This is a genomic window from Aestuariivita sp., assembly GCF_049276915.1.
Taxonomy (GTDB): Bacteria; Pseudomonadota; Alphaproteobacteria; order Rhodobacterales; family Rhodobacteraceae; genus Aestuariivita.
Genome location: NZ_JBASXK010000051.1, coordinates 36,231 through 61,462, shown reverse-complemented (window position 1 = coordinate 61,462; position 25,232 = coordinate 36,231). Strand labels below are relative to the sequence as shown.

General features: G+C 60.2%; 25 protein-coding genes. 19 read left to right on the top strand and 6 right to left on the bottom strand.

Translation table 11 applies throughout. The annotated features are described in order from the left end of the window. Positions 1-420: 420 nt before the first annotated feature. On the bottom strand, positions 421-2,613 hold the full coding sequence (gene katG, locus WAO69_RS05595; RefSeq protein ID WP_422177069.1) for a catalase/peroxidase HPI: 2,193 nt from the start codon (positions 2,611-2,613) through the stop codon (positions 421-423). Positions 2,614-2,814: 201 nt separating this feature from the next. Here katG and WAO69_RS05590 point away from each other — a divergent pair, with 201 nt between their 5' ends. The 3 genes from WAO69_RS05590 (at position 2,815) to WAO69_RS05580 (ending at position 6,088) form a co-directional block, all read left to right on the top strand. Next, on the top strand, positions 2,815-3,738 hold the full coding sequence (locus tag WAO69_RS05590; protein WP_422177068.1) for a LysR substrate-binding domain-containing protein: 924 nt from the start codon (positions 2,815-2,817) through the stop codon (positions 3,736-3,738). Positions 3,739-3,780: 42 nt separating this feature from the next. Beyond that, entirely contained in the window at positions 3,781-4,611 is an 831-nt protein-coding gene (locus WAO69_RS05585) for an MBL fold metallo-hydrolase (protein WP_422177067.1), read from the top strand. Between the two features lie 64 nt (positions 4,612-4,675). Then, positions 4,676-6,088: an FAD-binding oxidoreductase gene (locus WAO69_RS05580; RefSeq protein WP_422177066.1), complete on the top strand. Its 1,413-nt coding sequence runs from the start codon at positions 4,676-4,678 to the stop codon at positions 6,086-6,088. On the opposite strand, the gene WAO69_RS05575 is transcribed toward WAO69_RS05580, so the two are convergent. The 3 genes from WAO69_RS05575 to WAO69_RS05565 all read right to left on the bottom strand — a co-directional run bounded on the left by WAO69_RS05575 (position 6,085) and on the right by WAO69_RS05565 (position 8,260). Next, positions 6,085-6,615 (bottom strand): adenine phosphoribosyltransferase, encoded by a 531-nt coding sequence (locus tag WAO69_RS05575; RefSeq protein WP_422177065.1) that lies wholly within the window; start codon positions 6,613-6,615, stop codon positions 6,085-6,087. The two genes, WAO69_RS05580 and WAO69_RS05575, sit on opposite strands and share 4 nt — an antisense overlap. Positions 6,616-6,623: 8 nt before the next feature. Continuing rightward, the gene (locus tag WAO69_RS05570; protein ID WP_422177064.1) at positions 6,624-7,256 is read right to left on the bottom strand and encodes a LysE family translocator; all 633 of its coding nucleotides are present in this window, start codon (positions 7,254-7,256) and stop codon (positions 6,624-6,626) included. 128 nt (positions 7,257-7,384) lie between these two features. Further along, a complete protein-coding gene (locus WAO69_RS05565; RefSeq protein ID WP_422177063.1) occupies positions 7,385-8,260 on the bottom strand; it encodes an S-methyl-5'-thioadenosine phosphorylase in 876 nt (291 codons plus the stop codon). Between the two features lie 228 nt (positions 8,261-8,488). Here WAO69_RS05565 and WAO69_RS05560 point away from each other — a divergent pair, with 228 nt between their 5' ends. Beyond that, positions 8,489-10,099, top strand: a complete 1,611-nt coding sequence (locus WAO69_RS05560) for a SulP family inorganic anion transporter (protein ID WP_422177062.1) — start codon at positions 8,489-8,491, stop codon at positions 10,097-10,099. Positions 10,100-10,231: 132 nt separating this feature from the next. Further along, positions 10,232-10,921 carry an aquaporin Z gene (aqpZ, locus tag WAO69_RS05555; RefSeq protein WP_422177061.1) on the top strand — a complete coding sequence of 230 codons (690 nt, stop codon included), beginning with the start codon at positions 10,232-10,234 and terminating at the stop codon, positions 10,919-10,921. A gap of 71 nt (positions 10,922-10,992) precedes the next feature. Here aqpZ and WAO69_RS05550 read toward each other — a convergent pair whose 3' ends face one another. Further along, on the bottom strand, positions 10,993-11,598 hold the full coding sequence (locus tag WAO69_RS05550) for a flavin reductase family protein (protein ID WP_422177060.1): 606 nt from the start codon (positions 11,596-11,598) through the stop codon (positions 10,993-10,995). Between the two features lie 83 nt (positions 11,599-11,681). Here WAO69_RS05550 and WAO69_RS05545 point away from each other — a divergent pair, with 83 nt between their 5' ends. The 12 genes from WAO69_RS05545 (at position 11,682) to WAO69_RS05490 (ending at position 23,384) form a co-directional block, all read left to right on the top strand. Continuing rightward, positions 11,682-12,173, top strand: a complete 492-nt coding sequence (locus tag WAO69_RS05545) for a GNAT family N-acetyltransferase (protein ID WP_422177059.1) — start codon at positions 11,682-11,684, stop codon at positions 12,171-12,173. Between the two features lie 55 nt (positions 12,174-12,228). After that, a complete protein-coding gene (locus WAO69_RS05540; protein WP_422177058.1) occupies positions 12,229-12,996 on the top strand; it encodes an EcsC family protein in 768 nt (255 codons plus the stop codon). A gap of 139 nt (positions 12,997-13,135) precedes the next feature. Then, positions 13,136-13,597 (top strand): NUDIX hydrolase, encoded by a 462-nt coding sequence (locus WAO69_RS05535; RefSeq protein ID WP_422177057.1) that lies wholly within the window; start codon positions 13,136-13,138, stop codon positions 13,595-13,597. A gap of 66 nt (positions 13,598-13,663) precedes the next feature. Then, positions 13,664-14,098: a DUF1178 family protein gene (locus WAO69_RS05530; protein ID WP_422177056.1), complete on the top strand. Its 435-nt coding sequence runs from the start codon at positions 13,664-13,666 to the stop codon at positions 14,096-14,098. Between the two features lies 1 nt (position 14,099). Beyond that, the gene (locus tag WAO69_RS05525; protein ID WP_422177055.1) at positions 14,100-14,744 is read left to right on the top strand and encodes an SDR family oxidoreductase; all 645 of its coding nucleotides are present in this window, start codon (positions 14,100-14,102) and stop codon (positions 14,742-14,744) included. Positions 14,745-14,933: 189 nt separating this feature from the next. Beyond that, complete coding sequence (locus tag WAO69_RS05520; RefSeq protein WP_422177054.1) at positions 14,934-16,172, top strand: aspartate kinase; 1,239 nt, start codon at positions 14,934-14,936, stop codon at positions 16,170-16,172. Positions 16,173-16,384: 212 nt separating this feature from the next. Continuing rightward, a complete protein-coding gene (gene ptsP / locus WAO69_RS05515; RefSeq protein ID WP_422177053.1) occupies positions 16,385-18,628 on the top strand; it encodes a phosphoenolpyruvate--protein phosphotransferase in 2,244 nt (747 codons plus the stop codon). 138 nt (positions 18,629-18,766) lie between these two features. Then, the gene (gene phnC, locus WAO69_RS05510; protein ID WP_422177052.1) at positions 18,767-19,561 is read left to right on the top strand and encodes a phosphonate ABC transporter ATP-binding protein; all 795 of its coding nucleotides are present in this window, start codon (positions 18,767-18,769) and stop codon (positions 19,559-19,561) included. A gap of 57 nt (positions 19,562-19,618) precedes the next feature. Next, positions 19,619-20,524 (top strand): phosphonate ABC transporter substrate-binding protein, encoded by a 906-nt coding sequence (gene phnD / locus WAO69_RS05505; RefSeq protein WP_422177051.1) that lies wholly within the window; start codon positions 19,619-19,621, stop codon positions 20,522-20,524. 62 nt (positions 20,525-20,586) lie between these two features. After that, positions 20,587-21,471, top strand: coding sequence for a phosphonate ABC transporter, permease protein PhnE (gene phnE / locus WAO69_RS05500; protein WP_422177050.1), 885 nt, complete (start codon positions 20,587-20,589; stop codon positions 21,469-21,471). Beyond that, positions 21,468-22,769 (top strand): phosphonate ABC transporter, permease protein PhnE, encoded by a 1,302-nt coding sequence (gene phnE / locus WAO69_RS05495; protein ID WP_422177049.1) that lies wholly within the window; start codon positions 21,468-21,470, stop codon positions 22,767-22,769. Before phnE (WAO69_RS05500) ends, phnE (WAO69_RS05495) begins: the two co-directional genes overlap by 4 nt. A 3-nt stretch (positions 22,770-22,772) precedes the next feature. Then, positions 22,773-23,384, top strand: coding sequence for a chloramphenicol acetyltransferase (locus WAO69_RS05490; protein ID WP_422177048.1), 612 nt, complete (start codon positions 22,773-22,775; stop codon positions 23,382-23,384). Here the strand turns inward: WAO69_RS05490 and phnF are convergent, their stop codons facing one another. Further along, the gene (gene phnF / locus WAO69_RS05485) at positions 23,385-24,095 is read right to left on the bottom strand and encodes a phosphonate metabolism transcriptional regulator PhnF (protein ID WP_422177047.1); all 711 of its coding nucleotides are present in this window, start codon (positions 24,093-24,095) and stop codon (positions 23,385-23,387) included. Positions 24,096-24,198: 103 nt separating this feature from the next. On the opposite strand from phnF, the gene phnG reads away from it, so the two are divergent. Further along, on the top strand, positions 24,199-24,663 hold the full coding sequence (gene phnG / locus WAO69_RS05480; protein ID WP_422177046.1) for a phosphonate C-P lyase system protein PhnG: 465 nt from the start codon (positions 24,199-24,201) through the stop codon (positions 24,661-24,663). Beyond that, positions 24,663-25,232, top strand: a complete 570-nt coding sequence (phnH, locus tag WAO69_RS05475; protein WP_422177045.1) for a phosphonate C-P lyase system protein PhnH — start codon at positions 24,663-24,665, stop codon at positions 25,230-25,232. Before phnG ends, phnH begins: the two co-directional genes overlap by 1 nt.

Here is a 25,232-nt window from a genome sequence, read left to right as displayed (position 1 = left end):
ATCAGCATCCCGTGAGCATGGGCGCAGAGAAAGATTGTCTGCGTTCCTGGTGCAAGGTTCGGCGTATGTTTCCGAGGCAGACTGATGGCCAATTGAATGTCGTTGAGCCGCGCAACCACCGTGTGGTTATCATGACGACGCAGGGACAGGGCGGAACCTTGAGGGCTGTTGTGAACTGGCAGAACGACTTGCCTGGGCTCACACGGCCCGCCGTTTCCTTCGCCTGGCTCGGCTGGAGGAATAGTCCTGCATGGTTACGATACGGGGCCGGGACGGTCTGTGCCTCCTGTCCGAACCTGCACCTGACCTGGCCGTAGGGCCGGGTATTTTGAACCAGAAAGAAGCAGCGGAGCGCGAAACGCAAAACGGGCGCGATCCCGTTGAGAACCGCGCCCGTTCATGTGTTCAGCCGACAGCGCTTCAGGCGATGTCGAAGCGATCCGCGTTCATCACCTTGTTCCATGCGGCGACGAAATCAGTCACGAATTTTTCCTTCGCGTCGTCTTGGGCGTAGACTTCGGACAAAGCGCGCAGTTGCGAGTTCGAGCCAAAGACGAGGTCCACGCGGGTCCCTGTCCATTTCACCGCACCGCTGGCGCGGTCGCGACCTTCAAAAACGTCTGCATCGTCCGACGCCGGTTTCCACTCGGTCGACATATCCGTCACGTTGACGAAGAAGTCGTTGGAGAGTGTGCCGGGTTTGTCGGTGAAGACGCCGTGCTTGGAGCCGCCGGTGTTGGCATCCAGAGCGCGCATCCCGCCCACCAGAACGGTCATTTCCGGCGCAGTCAGCGTCAGCAGTTGCGCCTTGTCGACCAGCATCTCTTCGGCGGAGGTGACGAACTTGCGGCTTTGATAGTTGCGGAAACCATCGGCCTGAGGCTCCATCGGCTCAAAGCTGTGGGCATCTGTCTGCTCGGCAGAGGCGTCCATCCGGCCGGGTGTGAAGGGCACGGTAATATCATGACCGCCCGCTTTGGCGGCGGCTTCGATTGCCGCGTTTCCGCCCAGAACGATCAGATCGGCCAAGGACACTTTCTTGCCCCCCGAGGCCGAACCGTTGAAGTCGGACATGACGCCTTCCAGAGTGCTCAACACCTTGGCAAGTTGCTCGGGCTGGTTGGCGGCCCAATCCTTTTGCGGTGCCAGACGCACGCGCGCACCGTTCGCGCCGCCGCGTTTGTCCGAGCCGCGGAAGGAGGAGGCCGAAGCCCATGCCGCGCCAACCAGTTCCTGAACCGACAGGCCGGTTGCGAGGATCTTGGCCTTGAGATCTGCGATATCCGCATCATCCACCAGCGGGTGATCCACTGCAGGGATCGGATCCATCCAGATCAGGTCTTCTTGTGGCACTTCGTCGCCCAGGTAGAGTACCTTGGGGCCCATGTCGCGATGGCACAGTTTGAACCATGCGCGAGCGAAGGCGTCCTGGAACTCTTCGGGATTGGCATGGAAGCGGCGCGAGATCTTTTCATAGGCCGGGTCCATGCGCATCGCCATATCGGCGGTGGTCATGAAAATCGGAACTTTCTTTGATCCATCCTCGGCATCCGGTGCCATGTCTTCTTCTTCCAGATCCTTGGGCGTGAAGATATGCGCGCCAGCAGGTGTCTTGGTCAGTTCCCAGTCATATTTGAACAGAACGTCGAAATAGCCGTTGTCCCACTGGATCGGGTTGGGCGTCCATGCACCGTTCAGGCCGGATGTGATCGTATCGCGACCCTTTCCGCTGCCATAGCTCGACAGCCAGCCAAAGCCCATCGCTTCGATCGGTGCGGCTTCCGGTTCGGGGCCGACATGTGCAGGATCACCGGCACCGTGCATCTTGCCGAAGGTGTGTCCACCGGCAACCAGAGCGACGGTCTCTTCGTCGTTCATCGCCATGCGCGCGAATGTTTCGCGGATGTCCCGGCCCGAGGCGACCGGATCAGGATTGCCGTTCGGTCCTTCGGGGTTCACGTAAATCAGGCCCATCTGCACGGCGGCCAATGGATTTGCCAGTTCGCGGTCACCGGAATAGCGCTCATCGCCCAGCCATTCGGTCTCGTCGCCCCAATAGATGTCTTCCTCGGGTTCCCACACGTCCTTGCGTCCGCCGCCGAAGCCGAATGTCTTGCCACCCATGGATTCAATCGCGGCGTTACCGGCCAGGATCATCAGGTCGGCCCAGCTGATCTTGTTGCCGTATTTCTGCTTGATCGGCCACAACAGGCGGCGCGCCTTGTCGAGGTTGCCGTTGTCTGGCCAGGAGTTCAGCGGCGCAAAGCGTTGCGTGCCGTTGCCCGCGCCTCCGCGGCCGTCTGCGGTCCGGTAGGTGCCGGCGCTGTGCCAGGCCATGCGAATGAACAGACCGCCGTAATGGCCATAGTCAGCAGGCCACCAGTCCTGGCTGTCGGTCATCAACGCATAGAGATCTTCTTTCAACGCCTTGAGGTCGAGACTCTTGAAGGCCTCTGCATAGTCGAAATCGGCTCCCATCGGATCGGAAAGCTCGGAATTCTGGTGCAGGATTTTCAGGTTCAACTGATTGGGCCACCAGTTGCGATTCGACTGAACCGCTTGTTTGGTGTGCATGACCGGGCATTTGCCGGCACCGATATCATTTCCGTCCATGAGTCTCTCCGTTCATTTTGCAAGTAGAGCAGGGGCGCGATGACCCCGCAGGTGCGATGTCTGGCACAGGTGTGTAAACAGCAATGTGACAGCAAGTCCAACGCGCACAGGTCTTCCCCCGCGTTGGTTCCGGGACTGGCATAGCAGATCGCTTCCATTGGTTTAAGTTGCATTTTCTGATGAATGCGATAATTTTTTCTTATGACGAACATCACACTCAAACAATTGCGGTATTTCGAGGCGCTGGTTCAGCATGGTCATTTCGGTCGCGCAGCTGCGGCCTCGTCCGTGTCCCAGCCCGCCTTGTCCGTTCAGATCAGGGAATTAGAGGATCAGCTTGGGGTCGTTCTGTTCGAACGCAGACCGCGTCAGGTGCGTCTGACCGGCTTTGGAGAACAGTTCTCGGTCCGGGCCAGCGCGATCCTGCGGTCGGTCGATGAATTGAGCGACCTGGCCCGTTCTGCGCGCGATCGGCTGGTTGGGCGGCTCAGACTGGGTGTGATTCCCACGATCGCGCCTTACCTGCTGCCGACATTGTTGGGGCGACTGGCTGAAATGCATCTGGGGCTTGATATTCATGTGCGTGAAACGCTGACGCCGCGGTTGTTGCGAGAGTTGTCTGACGGTCAGATCGACTGCGCGATTCTGGCGCTGCCCGTTGATGATCCTGCCCTGCGCGAAGTTGACCTGTTCAGCGAGGCCATGGTTCTTGTGCGGCATTCGGATCAGGAAAATGCCCCAATGCCATCAGCGGACCAGTTGCGCGAAACCCGATTGCTGCTGCTGGAAGACGGTCATTGTTTTCGCGATCAGGCGCTGTCGTTCTGCAATCTCGGGGCCGCGCGTCCGCGTGAAGGGCTGGACGGTAGTTCCCTGTCGACACTTGTCCAAATGGTGGGGGCGGGTATCGGTGTGACGCTGATCCCCGAGATGGCTGTGCCGGTCGAGACGCGCTCGGCCTCTGTGTCGCTGGCCCGGTTTGCGCCCCCCGAACCGGGACGAACGGTCGGGATGGTCTGGCGCAAGACCAATCCGCTGTCCGATCAGCTGATGGAAATTGCCGATGTCGTGCGCGATTGCGCTGAATCTTTGCGCGATGCGCGGCAAGATAGCACCCAGACTTGAGAATCACGTGACAGGTCGGGACAGAGCACTAATCTTGTCGTCATGTTCAGATTGCTTGTTGCCTCTCTTGTCACCTGTCTCGCCCTGCCACTTGCCGCGCAAGAGCAGCGCCGTCCCAGTCATTGCATTGCCATAGCGGATGCCGCCCCCGGTCTGGAGTATGTCCAGAAGGCCAGTTGGACAGACCCGGTTCCGGAATTCTCGGTGCGGCTTCAATACATCGCCCATGCCAGTTTTCTGATCCAGACCGAAGGCGGTCTGACCGCCGTCACCGATTTCACCGGGTTCATCGGCAGCACGCGGCTGATCCCGGATGTGGTGACGATGAACCATGCTCATTCGACACATTGGACCGCCAATCCCGACCCGGCCATCCCGCATGTTCTGCGAGGATGGGGCGAAGAGTTCGGCACGGGCATCGACCATCACCTTGATCTGGGTGAAATGCTGGTGCGCAATGTCTCAACCGATATCCGTTCGGAGTTTTCCGGCTCGGAACCGCGCGGGAATTCCATTTTCGTGTTCGAGGTCGCAGGGCTCTGTATTGGTCACCTCGGGCATCTGCACCATGTGCCAAATGACGAACAATTCGCGGCGCTGGGCCGCCTTGATGTGGTGATGGCTCCGGTGGATGGCGGATACACGATGTCCTTGCCAGAGATGATTTCCGTGCTCAAACGACTGAAATCCTCGGTGGTGATCCCGATGCACTGGTTCTCGGGGTTTTCATTGGAAACCTTTGTGGACGGCATGGCGGACGAGTTCGCGATCGAGCGTCCGGGGGGATCGAGCTATGAGGTCTCGCTCAGGACCCTGCCGGATCGCCCGACCGTTGTGCTGCTGCGCCCGGAGTGGCTGCGCGATCCTGAATAATGTGGCGTTGAGCCTTGCAGTCTTTGTTGTTAGGCCCTGCTGATATCAGACAAGGTGCGCCAAGATGCTAAACCCCGTCACGGACGATTTCACAGCCAGTTTGCGGGCTGTCCTGCCCCCGGAAACGTTCCGCCCCAACGAGCCGCGGTTCTTTGAAGAACCACGCGGGCGCTATCAGGGCACGGCCGGTCTGATCCTTGCTCCCAAGACTGTGGAGCAGGTGTCCCAGATCGTGCGGGCCTGCAATGCCGCGCTGGTTCCCATTGTGCCCTATGGCGGGGGAACGGGCCTTGTCGGTGGACAGGTGTTGGAAGGCGACATGAACCCGGTTGTTCTGACGCTTGAGCGGATGACGCGCATTCGCGAGGTCTATCCGCAGGAAAACGTGCTGGTTGCCGAGGCCGGTGTGATCCTTGCAGATGTGCAAGCGGCGGCGCAACAGGCCGACCGGCTGTTTCCGCTGTCGCTGGCTGCCGAGGGGTCTGCCCGTATCGGTGGCAATCTGGCGACCAATGCCGGGGGGACCGGGGTACTGAGATATGGGAACGCGCGTGATCTGTGTCTTGGGCTCGAGGCCGTGTTGCCCGACGGTCAGATCTGGCACGGGCTGTCGCGGCTGCGCAAGAACAACACCGGGTATGATCTGCGCCATCTGCTGATCGGCTCGGAGGGTACGCTTGGCGTGATCACTGCGGCTGCGCTCAAGCTCTTTGCCCGGCCGGCCTGCGAAGGCACGGCCATGTTCGTGGTTCCCTCACCCGAGGCGGCACTGTCGCTGCTGTCCATGGCGCGCGCACAGATGGGCGAAGGCATCAGCGCGTTCGAGCTGATCCACAAGATGGGATACACATTCCTGTCCGATACAATGCCCGAGGTGCGTCACCCGTTCCCGGTCGCTCCGGAATGGAGCGTGTTGATCGAAGTCGGCCTTGCGCAGGGGCTGGACCCGGAGGAGGCGCTTGCCACCCTGTTTGAAGCCGCATTCGAGGCTGGTTTGGCCAGCGATGGTCTGATCGCACAGTCCGAGGCGCAGCGCTCTGCGTTCTGGACCGTGCGTGAAACCATCCCGGAAGCCAATCGCCGGATCGGCTCGATCTCCAGCCATGACATCTCGGTGCCGCTCGGGGCGATCCCCGAGTTCATAGCACGTGGGCGCGAGGTCGTCGCGCAACTGGGTGATTTCCGCATCAACTGCTTTGGCCATGTTGGCGACGGGAATCTGCATTACAATGTCTTTCCGCAAGCGGGCAAGACCCGGGCCGACCATCTGGCCGAGCGTGATGTGATCAAGGTTGCGATCCATGACCTTGTTCACGCTCTGGGTGGATCGGTAAGCGCCGAGCATGGGGTCGGCAGGCTCAAGGTGGCCGATATCGAGAAATACAGCGATCCGGCCAAGCTTTCAGCCATGCGCGCGATCAAGGCGGGGCTCGATCCGAACGGGATCATGAACCCGGGTGCGGTGCTGTCTGCCTAATGCCCTTCAAAACTGCACAGGGTATGCACATCCATCCCCAGACCCTCCAGGAGCTTGCGCCCGCCCAGTTCCGGCAGATCGATCACGAAAGCGCAGGAGACAATGTCTCCTCCCAGCCGTTCGATCAGTGAAATACCCGCCGCTGCCGTGCCGCCCGTGGCCAGAAGATCGTCGACCACAAGGACCTTTTCACCGGCTTTGATTGCATCGTCGTGGATCTCCACGATCGCTTCACCGTACTCCAGTTTGTACTCCTGACTGATCGTTGTGCCGGGCAGTTTGCCTTTCTTGCGCACCGGAACAAAGCCCACCGACAGTTGATGGGCAATCGCGCCGCCAAGGATAAAGCCCCGCGCTTCCAGCCCGACCACCTTGTCTATGTCGAGGCCGGCATAGGGATGCAGCATCTGGTCGATCGCCATGCGAAACCCGCGCGGGTCGGCAAACAAGGTGGTCACATCGCGAAACATGATCCCCTCATGGGGGAAATCGACGATGGTGCGGATATAGTCTTTTACGGTTTTCATGAGAGCTCTTAACTGTTTGCGCGGCGTAAACTGGCGGTCAGCAGGCCCATGCCGATCAGGGTCGACCCACCCGCGCGGGTCAGCCATGTGATGACCGAAGGCCGCCCGATCGTCTGGCGCAGCCGGTCTGCCAGCAGCGCATAGGCCAGGGCATTCAGCGCGGCAAGCCCGACAAATGTGGCGATCAGGATCGCAAACTGCGGGATGAGAGGGGCCTGTGGCTGGACGAATTGCGGCACGAAGGCGATGAAGAATGCGATGGATTTCGGGTTGAGCGCAGTCACGGCGCAGGCATGGCCAAACACGCTGCGCACTGTGATATCGCGTTCGGCCGTCAATGTCTCCAGCCCCGAAGACGGGGCCGAGCGCAGCAGTTTGATCCCCAGCCAGATCAGATATACGGCCCCGACCCATTTCAGGATCGTGAAAGCCGTGGCCGATGCCAGAACCAATGCTCCCAGACCAGCCAGAGAGGCGGTTATGGCGATGAAATCACCCAGTGCGACTCCGCTGGCGCAAGCGACAGCTACGCTTCGCCCCTTCGAGAGCGCATAGCTCAGCACCAGCATCACGGTGGGGCCGGGGATGAGCAACAGGGCAGTCGAGGCGGCAACAAAAGCCAGCCAGAGATCAAGTGGCATCAGAAAATCCCCGCATTACCACTCCAGAGAGACGCGCGGCGACCGCGCTGTCAAGCTGGTGCTGGCGTTCGCTTGCTCGAAGGATTGCGCGCGCCGGGTTGCGCTGCTCCAAATGCCCGCGCGACAGCTCATCCCAGAACCCGTCCTGCGACGGCGCTCAACTTTTCGATCATGGCATGGTCGCGTTTTTCCGGCGCGGTCAGAATCGCGTATTCCAGCGCGCGGTCACAGCCATAGGGGCAGGGCGCGCGTTCAGATCCCAGCAAGGCCGGCAAGCGCGCGACCATGCCGCGTGCCTTGTCGGCATTGCCCATCAAGGTGGCGATGATCTGGCTGACATCGACTTCTCCGTGATCGGGATGCCAGCTGTCATAATCGGTCACCATGGCCACTGAGGCATAGCATATCTCGGCCTCCCGGGCGAGTTTCGCCTCGGGCATGTTTGTCATGCCGATCACATCCGCGCCCCAACTGGTTCGGTACATGTTGGATTCCGCCAGTGTCGAGAATTGCGGCCCCTCCATGGCCAGATAGGTGCCGCCACGATGCACGGTGATGCCCTGATCACGGGCGGCAGTGTCGCAGGCATCGCTCAGCCGGGCGCAGGTGGGATGGGCGACCGAAACATGCGCCACGAGGCCGGGGCCGAAAAACGACTTGTCCCGCGCAAAGGTGCGGTCGATGAACTGATCGACGATCACGAAATCCCCCGGTGCCATCTGCTCACGAAAACTGCCCACGGCCGAGACGCTGATGATATCCGTGACTCCAAGCCGTTTGAGCGCATCTATGTTTGCGCGGTAAGGCACCGAACTGGGCGTATGGACATGCCCGCGCCCATGACGCGGCAGAAAGGCCATCTTAACACCCTCAAGCTGGCCCGTCAGGATTTGATCGGACGGCGTGCCAAAAGGGCTTTCGACGGTCTGCCAACGCGCATTCTCAAGCCCGTCGATTTCATAAATCCCGGATCCGCCGATCACGGCTATGGTTGTCTCTGACATGAAGGCCTCGTCTGTGTTCGTTTCAAACACTTTCAGACAGCGCCGCGAGACTTGCAACAGTCGCTGCCGGAAACGTGTACATATGAATACAGTGCAATTCTCTTGCATTCAGCTATGTGTCCGGCGCATAGCAGCTATCCGCTGCGATCGGTGGCCCCAGAGGGCCGAATTGCGTATCACGCGGGCTTGCCCGCTGAACTTGTCAGGAAAAACACCTTGCCCCGAGCCATGCTTGCTTCCTTCGCTGAACGTCTGTCCATGGGCGAGCTACGCCCGCCAGAGGGTTTTGGGCCCGAGCGTCTGAGGATCGAACTGCTGTCGGGTCTGACGGTTGCTCTTGCACTGGTGCCCGAAGCTGTCGCCTTTGCCTTCGTGGCCGGGGTGCACCCGCTGGTGGGGCTGTACGCGGCGTTTCTGGTCGGGCTGATCACTGCGCTGATCGGCGGGCGCCCAGGCATGATCTCGGGGGCGACAGGCGCGCTGGCGGTTGTCATGGTGGCGCTGGTGGCGCAACACGGGGTGGAATACCTTTTCGCCACGGTGGTTCTGATGGGTCTTTTGCAGATCGCAGCCGGTGTGTTGCGATGGGGCAAGTTCATTCGTCTGGTGCCTCATCCGGTCATGCTGGGCTTTGTGAACGGCCTTGCGATCGTGATTTTCCTTGCGCAGCTTTCGCAATTCAAGGTGCCCGGAACGTTGGAAAACACCGGTCATGGCATGGGCGGCGGGCAATGGCTTCCGCCTGCGGAAATGGCCCTGATGCTGGGTCTTGTCGCACTGACCATGGCCATCATCTGGGGCATGCCGCGCTTCACCAAAGTCATCCCGGCTCCGCTTGCCGGTATCGGCATCGTGGCAGGGCTGGTGATTGCGGTCGGGCTTGATGTTCCGCGCGTCGGCGATCTGGCGTCCATCCAGGGCGGCTTGCCTGCCTTTCACATTCCCTCCGTGCCACTCAACCTCGAGACCTTCCGGATCATCCTGCCTTATGCGGTCATTCTTGCGGCCATCGGTCTGATCGAAAGCCTTCTGACGCTCAATCTGGTCGGAGAGATGACCAACAAGCGCGGCGGAGCCAGCCAGGAATGCTTGGCCCAAGGCGTGGCTAACACGGTGACCGGCTTCTTCGGTGGCATGGGCGGGTGCGCGATGATTGGTCAATCCATGATCAATGTGAAATCCGGAGGACGCACCCGCGTGGCCGGAGTGGCTGCGGCGCTGTTCCTGCTGATCTTCATTCTCTTTGCGGCCCCGATGATCGAACTTATCCCGCTTGCCGCGCTGGTCGGTGTGATGTTCATGGTCGTGATCGGTACCTTCGCCTGGAACAGCCTGAAGATATTGACCAAGGTCCCGTTGATGGATGCCTTCGTGATCATCCTGGTCACGGTCGTGACCGTCATGGAAGACCTTGCCGTGGCGGTTGTGGTCGGCGTCATCGTCTCGGCACTGGCATATGCCTGGAACAACGCCCGGCGCATCCATGCCAAGACCTATGAAACGCCCGAAGGCGCGCGGGTCTATCAGGTGCAGGGCCCTTTGTTTTTTGGCTCTGCAGAAGGCTTCGCCGTGCTTTTTGACCCCAGGAACGATCCCTCGGTCGTGATCGTCGACTTTGCCGACAGCCGGGTCGTGGATCACTCTGCGTTGCAGGCTATCGAAGCCGTCGCCCTGAAATATGAAGACGAAGGCAAGCAGATCCAGTTGCGCCACCTCAGCCGCGATTGTCACCAATTGCTGAACAAGGCAGGCCATCTGATGGTCGACAGCGATGATGACCCCGATTACGAGATCGCAGTCGATTACTCGGTCAGAACAGGGATCATCGGCGGGCATTGATCCGCCGATCCCCACCCAATTCCGCCACAATGGCGGTGCGAAATCCGCCACGAAATCGTTTTTTCGCTCTGAGAACAGGCAGACGCAGTGCTAGGCCTGTTGAATGCGCATTCAGAAAGAGGGAACCGCATCATGACAAAGAAACTGATGGCCGAGTTTTTCGGCACGTTCTGGCTGGTATTCGGAGGGTGCGGTGCTGCTGTCCTCGCCGCCGGTGTGCCGGATGTTGGCATCGGCTGGCTGGGTGTCGCCTTGGCATTTGGCCTGACCGTTCTCACCATGGCATACACCGTAGGTCACATATCAGGCGGGCATTTCAACCCGGCTGTATCCCTGGGGCTGATGCTGGCCGGGCGTTTTGAGGGCAAAGATCTGATCCCGTACTGGATCGCTCAAGTCGCAGGAGCCATTGCGGCGGCGCTGGCGCTCTATCTGGTGGTGTCTGGTGCCGCCGGCTTTGAGGGTGTGGGTGGCTTCGCCTCCAACGGATATGGCGAGGCATCGCCGCAGGGCTATTCCATGACCTCGGCCCTGATCATCGAAATCCTGCTCACGGCCTTTTTCCTGATCATCATTCTCGGGGCGACGTCTGCGGGTGCGCCTGCCGGGTTTGCCCCTATCGCAATCGGTCTTGGTTTGACCCTGATCCACCTGATCTCAATCCCGGTAACAAATACCTCGGTGAACCCGGCGCGATCGACGGGTGTGGCGCTCTTTGCCGATGGGCCCGCCTTGACACAGCTCTGGCTTTTCTGGGTTGCTCCGCTGGTCGGTGCGGCGCTCGGCGCGATCATCTGGAAAATGATGACGACAGACGATTGATTTGGCGACCATCCAGAGAACGCGCCAGAAACAGTGATGGTTTCTGGCGCGTTCTTTGACATGCGGCTGGCTCAATCGTCCGGGCGGGCCAGTTCGAACAGATCCTTGATGCGAGTATAGTCGCGATAGCCCAGGCGGCTGAGCGGTTGATAGACGGTGACGTCGAAGCGGCCATCCCGGATACAATCATCGCGCATATGAATCCCGGTGACTTCACCAAGCACCATGTAATTCGACTCGCCCTCGAGGTTGATGATCTGCGTCAGCTTGCATTCCAGTGCCGCCGGAGCCCCATCAACACGCGGACAGTTTATCGTATCGCATTCGACAGCTTTCACACCCGCATGCACAAACTCGTCCACCTCTTTGGGCAGCGTGGCCGAGCTGGCGTTCATCGCATCGCGCATGGCATATTCAACGACATTGACGCAGAACACCCCTGTTTCGCGGATGTTGGCGACGCTGTCCTTGGTGTTGTCCTGATCGTCCTTCGTGGTGGTCGAGGTGAACATGACCTGAGGCGGCACATAGGCCGTGGCATTGAAGAACGAATAGGGAGCCAGATTGTTTCGCCCTTGCGCATCACGCGTCGAAATCCAGCCGATCGGGCGGGGTGTGACGATTGCGTTGAACGGGTTGTGGGGCAGGCCGTGCCCGTCTTGTGGTTTGTAGAACATGCATCTCTCCGGTCTGATTTGCCGAAGACCTAACGCCATGATAGGTCGAACGCCACGAAAAGAATTGATCAAAGCGGCAACCGGTGCTCGAACTTCATCCTGAAACGCCTGACGACTGGTGGGAGGTCGAGGCGCTGTACGACCTGTGTTTTGCACCTGGTCGTGAGGCGCTGTCCTCTTACCGTCTGCGCGATGACATCGCGCCGCTGCAGGGGTTGTCCTGCGTTGCGCGCGATCCCGATGGGATTCTGGCAGGCGCAATCCGCTTCTGGCCAGTGCATGTGGGTGACTACGATTCACTGCTGTTGGGCCCGGTTGCAGTTCATCCGACACGCCAGGGCGAAGGCCTGGGCGGCTTGCTGATCCGCTCCGGCCTGCATCTGGCGCAGGACTTGGGCTGGGAGCGGGTCATTCTTGTAGGCGATGCGCCATATTATTCGCGCTTTGGGTTTCAGCGTCTGGATGACGTGATCATGCCCCCGCCCACCAACCCTGACAGGGTGTTGGGTCATGAGTTGCGCCCCGGTGCCTGGGAGGGCGTCACAGGCCCGGTTTCACGCTGGACGCGCGGGTGACATTGAAATTCCAGCCTTCAATCCCGATTTCTAGAGGCATTAAGGACAGGACCCGATGACAGATATCATCCTCACCCGACCGCTTGATGTCGACAAAGAGATGCGCGCCATCGCCGCGCGCTACCGCGCGGCGGCAGGCCCGGGCATTCAGGTTCTCAACCTGCTGGGCGGGCAGGCTGAAAACCTGTTGGATCGCCTGCCCGATCCGGTACGCGCCCGTCTGGATGTGGCCACCCAAAGCGCACTGGTGATTGCGATGGACGCCGCTGAAAGCTCCCGAAGGGCGGTGCCCGATCAGGCGGGTTGGCTCAACACCGTGGTGGCAACCGCGATGGGCGCGGCAGGTGGCTTTGGCGGGTTGCCAACAGCGCTGGTCGAACTGCCGGTCACAACCACGGTTTTGTTGCGCACCATTCAGGGTGTCGCGGCCGAGCAAGGCTTTGACCCGTCAACCGAGGGCGTGCGATTTGATTGTCTGACCGTCTTTGGTTCGGCAGGGCCGCTGGCGCATGATGACGGGGCGGACCTTGGCTTTTTGTCCGTGCGCCTGGCGCTGAGCGGTCGCGCGATGCAAAAGATGATCGCGGCTGTCGCACCGCGTCTGGGTGCGGCTCTCGGTCAGAAACTGGCGGCCCAGACCGTGCCTGTTCTGGGTGCTGTGGCCGGTGCCGCGACCAATTACGCGTTCACAAATTATTATCAGCAAATGGCGCATGTTCACTTCAGGCTCAGACGCCTGGCGATTGATGCCGACATACCGCATGAGGAGCTGGTCGCGCGTTTGGCTGAGCACTTGGGCCAACCTATCCCCGGCCCATCCTGACAGATGCGGACATCCACTCGTGGTAGTCTGTCGTCAAACAGACACTATATTTGACATATATTTTGAAATTGACGTGATTTTCCGCCTAAGTCACGCTATACATTGAGAAACCAACAGGAGCAGGCCGGTGTCGGTGCCGATGATCAAACAACTTCCCCTCAAACTTCGTGCGGCGTCCAAGAATGACGTGCGCAGCCAGTTTGCGGCGTTGTGCTATCGGGTGCGTGACGAAAAGACCGAACTGCTGCTGATCACCTCGCGCGGGACTGGTCGCTGGATCGTTCCCAAGGGCTGGCCCGAAGATGGCATGACGCCCGCTGACAGCGCGCTCAAGGAAGCGTGGGAAGAAGCCGGCGTGATCGGCAAGGCCGAGGATCGCTGCCTGGGGCTGTTTTCCTATGCCAAGATGATCGAGCCGGGTGTAAGTTATCCCTGCGTGGCCATGGTCTATCCGGTCAAGGTCAAAAGCCTGGCCAAGGTCTATCCGGAACAAGGCGAACGGCGGCGCAAATGGATGTCGCCCAAACGCGCGGCCGCCCGCGTCGCAGAACCCGAGCTTGCCCGCATTTTGCGCGATTTCGACCCAAAGCTCCTGCGCTGACATCTGCGCCCTTGATATTGGCGCGCGGGTGGATACTTCTGAGTGAATTCAGACCCCGCGAGTCACATGATTAACTACAGTCTCAAATGCACCGACGGCCACGTTTTCGACAGCTGGTTTCAGTCGGCTGACGCATTCGACAAGCTGTTGGGTGCCGGCATGATCTCTTGCGCGATCTGCGGCACCAGTGAGGTTGCCAAATCCGTCATGGCCCCCAACGTGCGCCCGGCCCGCAAGGCTGCGACTTCGCCGGAAAACCGCCCACTGTCCACGCCTGCAAACAGTCAGGAAGCCGCCTTGGCGCAGCTCAAGGAGCATGTCGAGAAAAACTCGGACTATGTGGGCATGAACTTTGCCGCACAGGCCCGCGCCATGCATGAAGGAGATGCGCCTGCCCGGTCGATCCACGGAGAGGCCAAACCGGAAGAGGCGCGTAAACTGATTGAAGACGGCGTTCCGGTCATGCCTCTGCCTTTCCGGCCCACACGAAAGACAAACTGACATGCATATCCTGATTACCGGTGCCAATCGGGGAATCGGCGCGCAGCTTGCCCAAAGCTATCGCGCACAAGGCGACGACGTGATCGCAACCAGCCGCGATGGAGCAGGAACGCTGACTCTCGATGTGAGCGATCCCGCGGCACAGGTTGCAATGGCCGAAGCGCTCAGGGATCGTCCACTGGATTTGCTGGTGTGCAACGCGGGTGTCTATCTCGACAAGGGACAATCTGTTGAAACCGGATATCCCGCCCAGATGTGGGCTGATACATTCGCGACCAATGTCACCGGTGTATTCATGACAATCCAGTCCCTCCTGCCCAACCTGCGCCGGGCCAGGGGGGCGAAGATTGCCATTATTTCTTCGCAGATGGCCTCCCACACCCGCGCGCCGGGGGGAAGTTATATCTATCGCGCTTCCAAGGCGGCAGTTCTCAATCTGGGCCGCAATCTGGCCAGCGACCTGAAATCCGATGGTATCGCTGTCGGCATTTATCATCCCGGCTGGGTGCGCACGGATATGGGAACGGATGCCGGAGATATCTCGGTCAAAGAGGCCGCAGAGGGCCTGATGGCACGATTTGCGCATCTCTCGCTTGGGACGACGGGATGCTTTGAAACATGGGATGGCCGGGCGCATCCTTATTGACGCCTCTGTCACGGGACGCGAGGGGGCAGAACATGGCTGTCGGGCAGCTTGCGGAAAACCGGGGGCATGCACTCCGGTTGCAGACCAGAGACCATCGTCAGACGGATTAACGCGCAGATCTGGCGCGTCTTGCGCAGACGCGGCCAATTCCTTACACGCAGGCGCGAATACCAAAGGCCAGGACATCCCATGCCCGTTCTCGTGATGAAATTCGGTGGCACCTCTGTCGCCAATCTCGACCGCATCCGCCGCGCAGCCAAACGCGTGGGCGTCGAAGTTGCCAAAGGCTATGACGTGATCGTCATCGTGTCGGCCATGTCGGGAAAGACCAATGAGCTTGTGGGCTGGGTGCGCGAGACTTCACCGCTCTATGATGCGCGCGAGTATGATGCCGTGGTCTCGTCCGGCGAAAACGTCACGGCGGGGCTGATGGCGCTGACGCTGCAGGAAATGGATATTCCCGCGCGCAGCTGGCAGGGCTGGCAGGTGCCGGTACTGACAACCGACACACATGCCTCGGCCCGGATCGAAGACATCCCGCCCGCCAACATCATGCGCAAATTCGGCGAAGGCATGAAGGTGGCCGTGGTGGCAGGTTTTCAGGGCGTCAGCCCCGAAGGGCGCGTGACCACTCTGGGGCGGGGCGGGTCAGATACCACGGCTGTCGCCTTTGCCGCCGCCTTCGAGGCCGAGCGCTGCGATATCTACACGGACGTGGACGGCGTATATACCACCGATCCGCGCATCTGCTCCAAGGCCCAAAAACTCGACAAGATCGCGTTTGAAGAGATGCTGGAGCTTGCCAGCCTCGGTGCCAAGGTGCTGCAAACCCGCTCGGTCGAACTCGCGATGCGCTACAAGGTGAAATTGCGCGTGCTGTCGAGCTTTGAGGAACAATCCGACGATGCCGGAACGCTCGTCTGCGATGAGGAGGAAATCATGGAATCCAAAGTTGTGGCCGGAGTGGCCTATTCGCGTGACGAAGCCAAACTGACACTGCTCTCTGTGGCAGATCGCCCGGGTATTGCCGCACTGATCTTTACCGCGCTCAGCGATGCGGGCGTGAATGTCGACATGATCGTGCAGAACATTTCGGAAGAGGGGCGCACGGACATGACCTTTTCCTGCCCGACCGATCAGGTCGCCCGCGCCGAACGCGCGCTGGGCGAAACCAAGAAATCGGGCGCGCTGAACTTTACCGAACTGGTTGCAGACACCAATGTGGCCAAAGTGTCGGTGGTCGGTATCGGCATGCGCAGCCACACCGGCGTTGCGGCCAAAATGTTCAAGGTGCTCTCGGATGAGAGCATCAACATCAAGGTCATCACAACCTCCGAGATCAAGATTTCGGTTCTGATCGATCGCAAGTACATGGAGCTTGCCGTGCAAGCGCTCCACGATGCGTTCGAACTGGAAAAGACCGCCTGACCGCCGCCGGCCGGTCGTCTTGCTGGCGTATTGCTCTGCCAGGGGAACGGGCGACACAACGCCTTTGCTTTGGGTGCCTCAATCCGGATCAATGCCAGCGGCCAATGCCGCTCTGTCACAGAGCATATACAGAAACCCGTTTCAAAGAGCGTGGCGGTATGATCTAACCCGTTGCGGTGGAAACATACCGCTCGGGGGAGGCCCAAAAGTCGATGTCTGAGCAAACCGACAGCGAAAGCCGCAAACTGCTGGTCCGTCTGCGCGATGTCATGGCCGGGGAACTTGCCGGTCAGGCGCGGCTTAACAAGATCACGCACCTTATCGCTGACAGCATGGGCACCGAGGTGTGCTCGATCTATCTGTTTCGCGATGAAGACACGCTTGAGCTTTGCGCCACGCAAGGGCTCAACCCCGAAGCGGTACACCAGACCCGGATGCGGCTGGGCGAAGGGTTGGTCGGGCGCGTGGCCAAACGCGCGCAGGTGATCAATACCGCCGATGCGCCCTCGGCCAAGGGCTTTCGTTTCATGCCTGAAACCGGCGAAGAGATCTATTCCTCTTTCCTCGGCGTGCCGGTGCAGCGGCTTGGCGAAAGGCTGGGTGTTCTGGTGGTCCAGTCCAAGGACCAGCGAACATATTCGGCCGATGAGATTTACGCGCTTGAGGTTGTGGCCATGGTGCTGGCCGAAATGACTGAACTGGGTGCCTTTGTGGGCGAGGGAGCGGCCCTGTCTGCACGCCACCAGCAATCCGTCTTGCTGCGCGGCACCACCGCGCAAGAGGGTGCCGCGCAGGGGCATGTCTGGCTGCATGAACCGCGTGTGGTCGTCACCAACCCGATCGCGGATGATCCCGAGCGCGAGCTTGAACGTCTGCAAGGTGCCGTTGAAGAGCTGCGCGTGGGTGTCGACAAGATGCTGGCGGCCTCGGCGGGGGGCGACAAGGATCAGCTGCAGGTCCTCGAAGCCTATCGGATGTATGCCAATTCCAAGGGCTGGATGCGGCGGATGCAGGACGATATCCGCAGCGGCCTGTCGGCAGAGGCAGCAGTGGAAAAGGAGCAATCCATGGCGCGCGCCCGCATGGAGCAGGTGCAGGACGCCTATCTGCGCGAACGCCTCAGCGATCTGGATGATCTGTCCAACCGCATGTTGCGCATTCTGACAGGGCAGGGTGCGGAAACCGGGGCCGCGATGCCCGTAGACCCGATTCTGGTGGCGCGAAACATCGGGCCGGCGGAACTGCTGGAATATGATCGCAAGCTCAAGGGTATCGTGCTTGAGGAAGGCTCGGTCGGCTCACATGCCGCTATCGTGGCGCGCGCGCTGGCCATTCCCCTTGTCGTGCACGCCAAACGCATCACGACCGAGGCGCTCAATGGCGATCGCATCATGGTTGATGGCGACCAAGGCCTCGTCCATCTGCGCCCCGATGATACGGTCGCCTCGGCCTTTGGCGAAAAGATCGCCATGCAGGCAAAGGCGCAAGAGCGCTATGTCTCGATCAAGGACAAACCCGCACAAACCCGCTGCGGCAAGACGATTTCGCTGGTGATGAATGCCGGGTTGATGGCGGATTTGCCCTCGCTGGAAAGCTCGGGCGCAGAAGGGGTCGGGCTGTTTCGCACCGAATTGCAATTTCTCGTACGCAACCAGATGCCCCGCCGCAGTGAACTCAGCGCGATCTATGCGCGCGTGCTGGATGCGGCCAAGGACAAGGAAGTGGTGTTCCGGACGCTGGATATCGGCTCGGACAAGGTGCTGCCCTACATGAAGCCCAATGACGAGCCGAACCCGGCGCTGGGCTGGCGCGCGATCCGGGTCGGTCTTGATAAACCCGGTGTCATGCGCATGCAGCTTCAGGCGTTGATCCGGGCGGCGAACGGACGCCCTCTGACGGTGATGTTTCCGTTCGTGGCGCAGTTTGACGAATACACACGCGCGCGCGCCGAAGTGGACAAGACCCTGGCTCTTGAAGAAAAGCTGGGACATGTCCTGCCGCAAAGCATCAAGATCGGCGCGATGCTGGAAACGCCCAGCCTGGCCTTTGCGCCGCCGAAATTCTTTCAAGAGGTCGATTTCCTGTCGATTGGAGGCAATGACCTCAAGCAGTTCTTTTTTGCCGCTGACCGCGAGAATGAACGTGTGCGGCGACGCTATGACACGCTGAATGTCAGCTTTCTCACCTTCATCGAACGGATCGTCGAACGCTGTGCATCGACAGACACACCCCTGTCCTTTTGCGGCGAAGATGCGGGCCGCCCGGTCGAGGCGCTCTGTCTGGCGGCCATCGGGCTGCGCAAACTCTCCATGCGCCCGGCGTCGATCGGGCCGGTCAAAAGCCTGCTGCGGCGTGTTGATCTGGATGAGCTGCGCAAGATCATCTCGGACGGGCGCCATCGCGGCGATCAATCTGTGCGCCCGGCCGTGATGGAATGGCTGCCCACTCAATTCTGAGTGCAGCCCCCTATTGCAGGGTAAGCGGGCAGGCGTTGCAATCGACCTGCCTCCAGCCTTCAAAAAACTTTCAAGAAACCCTTACAATTGTGTCACGCCTTGCGTGGATGGTGCCCCCATCGGAAGCGGGGGTGTGCGATGCTGAGTGTGATTGGCCTGAACAAGCTGTTCGGGCAGAACAAGGCGGTTGATGATCTGACATTCCAGGTGGATCGCCCGCAATTCGTTGGCATCATCGGTCGCTCGGGGGCTGGGAAATCGACTTTCCTGCGTATGGTCAATCGCCTGACGGATTCGACCTCTGGGTCGCTGACATTCGAGGGGCGCGACATTCTCGGTCTTACCGGTGCTGCCAAGCGCGCGTGGCAATCGGACTGCGCGATGATCTTTCAGCAGTTCAATCTGGTGCCGCGGATGGATGTCGTATCCAACGTGCTGCATGGCACGCTGAACCAGCGCTCGACACTGGCGACGATGTTCAACATGTTCCCGAAAGACGACATCTACCGCGCGATTGATATCCTCGAGCGTCTTGGCATTGCCGAAAACGCATCCAAGCGCGCCGAAGCCTTGTCCGGCGGTCAACAACAGCGCGTCGCCATCGCGCGCGCCCTGATGCAGAACCCCAAGATGATCCTTGCGGATGAGCCGATTGCCTCGCTCGATCCGATGAATGCACAGATCGTCATGGATGCCCTGCGCCGCATCCATGATGAAGATGGCCGCACGGTCATCGCCAACCTGCATACGCTGGATACCGCGCGCCGCTATTGCGACCGCATCATCGGCATGCGGGACGGGCGCAAGGTCTTTGACGGAACGCCTGCGCAGCTGACGCTGGGTGTGGCGCGCGACATCTATGGTGCCGAAGCCGATTTCACCGAAGAGGCCACATCCACGAACCTGAGCGTACTCAAGAAGGAATACGCCTGACTTGACCCACCCGTCGCTGCCCTGCGGCGGGTTTTCATCAACTGGAGAGACGAGACGATGAAAAAGCTACTTGCCACTGCCCTGATGACCACAGCCCTTGTTACACCGGCCCTTGCCGCTGATCCCATCGACGAATTCCGCATCGGGATCCTGGGCGGAGAAAACGCACAGGACCGTCTGAACTCGAATGAATGCCTGCGCGCCTATACCGAAGAAGCGCTGGGCGTTCCGGTCAAGCTTTTTGCACCTGCCGATTATGCAGGCGTGATCCAGGGCCTCGTGGGCGGCACCATCGACATGGCCTGGCTGGGTGCCTCGGCCTATGCGGCGACCTATCTGCAAGACCCCGAAGCGGTCGAGCCCGTGCTGGTGAAAATCAACCTGGACGGCTCATTCGGCTATCACTCCATCGGGTTTGCCCGCAAGGACAGCGGCATCACCTCGCTGGAAGACATGCAGGACAAGGTCTTTGGCTTTGGTGATCCCAACTCCACCTCCGGCTATCTGATCCCCTCGATCGAGATCCCCCAGACGACCGGTGCCAGCATGGCGTCCGGGGATTACTTCGGCGAGGTGAAATTCACCGGAGGTCACGAGCAGACCATTGTTGCGGTCAACAACGGCGATGTGGATGCAGGCGTGACATGGGCCGATGGTCAGGGCAACTGGGAAGACGGCTATAACTCCGGTGCGTTGCGCAAGGCCGTGGACTCCGGCATCGTCGACATGAACGACCTGGTCGAGATCTGGAAATCCAAGCCCATTCCCGAAGGCCCCATCGTGCTGCGCAGCTCGCTGCCTGCGGATGTCAAAGCCACCATGACCGCTCTGGTGGACAACATGTACGAGACCGACCGCGAGTGCACCTATAACATCTCGGCCGGTGAATCGCTGGGCTTCAACCCGATCGGCCATGACGCCTATCTGTCGATCATCGAAGCGCGCAAAGCGAAATCCAACTGATCCGATCCGATCCAGCCAAGGCAGGCCCCAATCCGGGCCTGCCTCTTTGACCGAGGCGTTTCATGAGCGAGCTTTCCGCACCCCGTCAGGCCAGTCTGGACCTGCGCGAAACCTACATGGCCCAGGTTCAGCGGCGACGGCTGTATTCCGGGGTGATGCTGCTGATTTTCGTGCTGCTCATGGTATCCGGTTTCAATACTGCGGCCGCACGCAATGGCGGCGGGTTCTGGGACGGCATTGGCAATTTCTTTGACTACCCCTCAGAACTTGTCCTCGAAGCGATCTCGAAAATCGACCAGCTTCCGGGCCATTTCCTGACGTATCTGCCCGCCCTGATCGAGACGGTGAACATTGCAGCTGTCGCCACGCTTATCGGAGCGATCTTCGCTGTCATCCTGTCGTTGCTGGCTACCCGTGGTCTGGCCCGGTATCCACGCCTGATCGGCGTGATCCGCCGGCTCATGGATATCCTGCGCGCGGTCCCGGATATCGTGATCGCTCTGGTTCTGATCTTTATCCTTGGTGGCGGACCTGTGCCCGCCATGATCGCCATTGCGCTTCATACGGTCGGGGCACTGGGCAAGCTGTTCTCCGAAGTGAACGAGAATGCCGATCTCAAACCGATCGAAGGGCTGGAATCCGTCGGTGCCAACTGGTCGCAACGCATGCTCCTGGGCGTAGTGCCACAAGTGGCCCCGAACTGGCTCAGCTATGCGCTGTTGCGTTTCGAGATCAACATCCGCGCTTCGGCCATTCTGGGTTTTGTCGGTGCCGGAGGCCTCGGATACGAACTCAAGAACGCCATCAGCTGGGGGCAGGGGCGCTATGACGAAGCGGCGGCGATGTTCCTGCTGCTGTTCGTGACCATTGTCGTGGTCGATCAGATCTCGGGCCATTTCCGCGAGAGGCTGACCCACGGGGCACCCATCAAAGGAAAGATGGCATGACCATGACCGCCGACACCGCCGATCTGCGCCTTCAGGCCGTCACGATCTTTCGCCACAAGCGCCTTTTCGCCCTGATGGTTCCTGTCGTTATCCTGGCCTATCTGATCTATACGGTCTTCGCTTTTGACGTGCCGGGCCTGATGCAACGCGCCAGCGCCGACAATGCACGCGCCCTGATGGCCGATACCTACAGCTATAAGACCCACATTACGCGCGACAATCGCGATGGCGCGGTCAGCGCCTCGATCGAGGGCGAGCGCAAGGGACGGTATCCAGATGGCACTGTCCCCGAATGGGTGACCTTGGGTGAGACGACGGTCATTGATCTGGGTGATGGCCATGTGGTCACCTTCGGCCCTGAAACCATCACATATGACATCCCCGGCTATGGTGTGATCCGCGCCACGCCCAGCACGACGAACGGTGTGATACAAGAGTTTCCGGCCGGTGATCTGCCCGAGTGGATCAACTCTTCGCGCAACCGTCTGGCCGTCACAACCGAGGCAGGTCGCCTTTCGGTCACGCGCAACCGCTCGGAAGTCTTTCGCTATTTCGCCGGGTGGGAGCTGTTCTTCTTTACCCTCGACAGCCCCTATCACGGCCTGAGTGTGACCCAGGTGGCCGCGCGCGCCTTCAATGGCGAAGCGGGCGAGATCTGGGATGATTTCTGGCACAACAACATGTGGCGTCACGCCGATGTGGCTTGGGCGATCTTCGAGACTGTTCTGATGGCGTTCCTGGGAACCATGGGCGCGGCTATCGTGGCGCTGCCGCTGGCCTTTCTGGCGGCGCGCAACTTCACACCTGTCATGTGGATCCGCTTCACATTCCGCCGCCTGTTCGACTTTGTGCGTGGTGTGGACGGGCTGATCTGGACAATCATCCTGACCCGCGCCTTCGGTCTTGGTCCACTGACCGGAACACTGGCCATCCTCATTACTGACACCGGATCCTTTGGAAAGATGTTCTCCGAAGCGCTGGAAAACGTCGACAAGAAACAGATCGAAGGTGTGCAGTCGACCGGTGCAAAACCGATCCAGCGCTACCGCTTTGGCGTCATCCCCCAGATCACGCCGATCCTGCTCAGTCAGGTGCTCTATTTCCTGGAATCCAACACCCGGTCTGCCACCGTAATCGGTGCCATTACCGGCGGCGGCATCGGCCTTTTGCTCACCCAGGCGATCATAACGCAGAAAGACTGGGAAGAGGTCACCTACTACATTATCCTTGTCGTGCTGATGGTCATCATGATGGATACCGTGTCGGGCTGGCTGCGGCGCAAACTGATCAAAGGCTGATACATGGCCCGCCTGAGCACAGACCCGTTCATTCACCCCGAATGTGAGATCACCAACAGCCAGTTCGGCACATTTGTCGAAATCGGGCGAGGCAGCCGGCTTAACGCGGTCAGCATGGGGGATTACTCATATTGCGACCGTTTTGCCGACATCGCCAATGCAAGCATCGGCAAATTCGCCAATATTGCCAGCTATGTACGTATCGGCCCCACCGATCACCCTATGGAACTGGCCTCGCTTCACCACTTCCATTACCGCTCTGCCGATTACTGGGATGATGCCGAAGCGGATGCGGATTTCTTCGCGCACCGACGCGCGCGGATTGCCCATATCGGCCATGACACATGGATTGGCCACAACGCGGTCATCCGACCAGAGGTCACGATCGGCACCGGTGCGGTAGTTGCCGCGGGTGCCCTGGTGACAAAGGATGTCGCCCCCTACCAGATTGTTGCGGGCCTTCCCGCCAAACCGCTGCGCGCGCGTTTGCCAGAAGAGATTGGCGAGCGGATGATGGCGCTGGCATGGTGGGATTGGGATCACGACACATTGCGCGCCCGGCTTGGTGAGTTCCGCACATTGCCCGCTGAAGCCTTTCTTGAAAAATACGAGTGATCAGTCGGGCGTTACCGTCAGAACGACCCGGTCCGATACGAAAAAGGTGATCCCGAACTCGACCGGGCAGAGATCCGGATCGACGTTCAGCGCGGTCGAGCGTAGCAGTGGCGCGCCCTCGCGCACCTGCAGATGCACTGCTTGCACGGATGTTGCCGCAACCGCCGTCAGCCGGGTCTCGGCGCGGGTGTAATCATCAACGCCGCAACGTCTCAGCGCCTCGGTGACCGAACTGACCTCGTTCAGGATCTCGGGCAGCGCTGCAAAGCGTTCGGCAGGAAAGAGGCTTTGGAACCAGGCAATCGGTTTGCCCTCGGCCAGCGACAGCCCCTCATAGACATGCAGCGCATCGCCCTTGGATATTCGCAGCGCCTCGGCCTCTTTGGCATCCGCTGCCCGTGTCTCCAGCCGCAACACACGTTTTTGCGGAAACTGACCGGCGGCCTTGATGTTCTGATGAAACCGCACCCGTTTCGAGATCGGATATGTGGCCGGGTTTTCCGAGACATAAACGCCCGAGCCGCGCCGCGATTGGACGATCCCGCGCTCGGCCATTTCAGCCAGCGCCCTGCGCACCGTGTGCCGGTTCACATCAAAACGCGCCGAGAGCGCTGCCTCGGTGGGAAGCTGGTCACCGGGGCCATAATGACGCGCGGAAATCTCGGTTTCCAGCGTCTGCGAGATGGATTTCCAGATTGGCGTGCGGGGCATGTGTCACCAAAGTTTCACGAAACCATGCTTGTGATGAGGGGCGGGTTTGGCGTATGAGTTGTCTATAAATAGACAAATATAGACAAATCCGCAAGGTGTCTAGATGCTTGATGATCTGCCCCCCAACACTGACCCCGCGCAGGCGCGCAAGACCTGGATGGGTCTTCTGGCGCGCGCCCCCGAAGCGCGACTCAGCGCGATTTATGCGCAAATCGACGCGCCCGCCTTCGATTGGCTCCGCCCGCCCGAAACCGGAGGGGTCATGGTGCGGGGCCGAACCGGAGGGACGGGGGGTGCCTTCAACTTGGGTGAAATGACCGTGACCCGCTGCGCACTGCGCCTGTCCTGCGGGACTGTGGGTCATGCCTATGTGCAGGGCCGCTCGAAGGCCCATGCCGAACGCGCGGCTGTTGTCGACGCATTGATGCAAGGCGCGGCGGCAGCAGAGATCCGGGACATTGTCCTGGACCCGTTGGCACGCGAAGAGACCGCACGGCGCACCACGCGCGCGGCCAAGGCTGCGGGCACCAAGGTCGATTTCTTTACCATGGTCCGGGGAGAAGACTGATGCATGCCGATGCTCTTTCTGGGGGGTTCATCAATGCGCCCCATGATGCGGCCCATGGCTTTCGTGCCGCGCTGAATGCGCTGTCCCGGCCAGGCCGGATCGAGACGATTACCGGCGCGCGGGCCCCGACTCCGGTCTCGCCTGCTGCGGCCACGTTGATGTTGGTGCTGTGTGACCCTGAAACGCCCATTCATCTGGCTGGAGATCACGACACGGCTGACATCCGCGCCTGGATTGCCTTTCACATCGGAGCGCCTGTCACGGGCCCCGAACCGGCCGCTTTTGCCCTTGGTACATGGCAGGCTCTGAGCCCGCTCCATCGTTTTTCCATCGGCAGTGCCGAATATCCCGACCGCGCGGCCACGCTGATTGTCGAGACCGCTACGCTGGCCCAAACCGGTGCGCGCCTCTCCGGGCCGGGGATCGAAACGGTCGCGTATCTGAGCTTGCCGGAAACGCAGGCGTTTCAGGACAATCGCGCGTTGTTTCCGCAGGGTCTGGATTTCTTCCTGACCGCAGGCGATCAGATCGCGGGCCTGCCGCGCAGTACGATTGTGGAGGCGATGTAA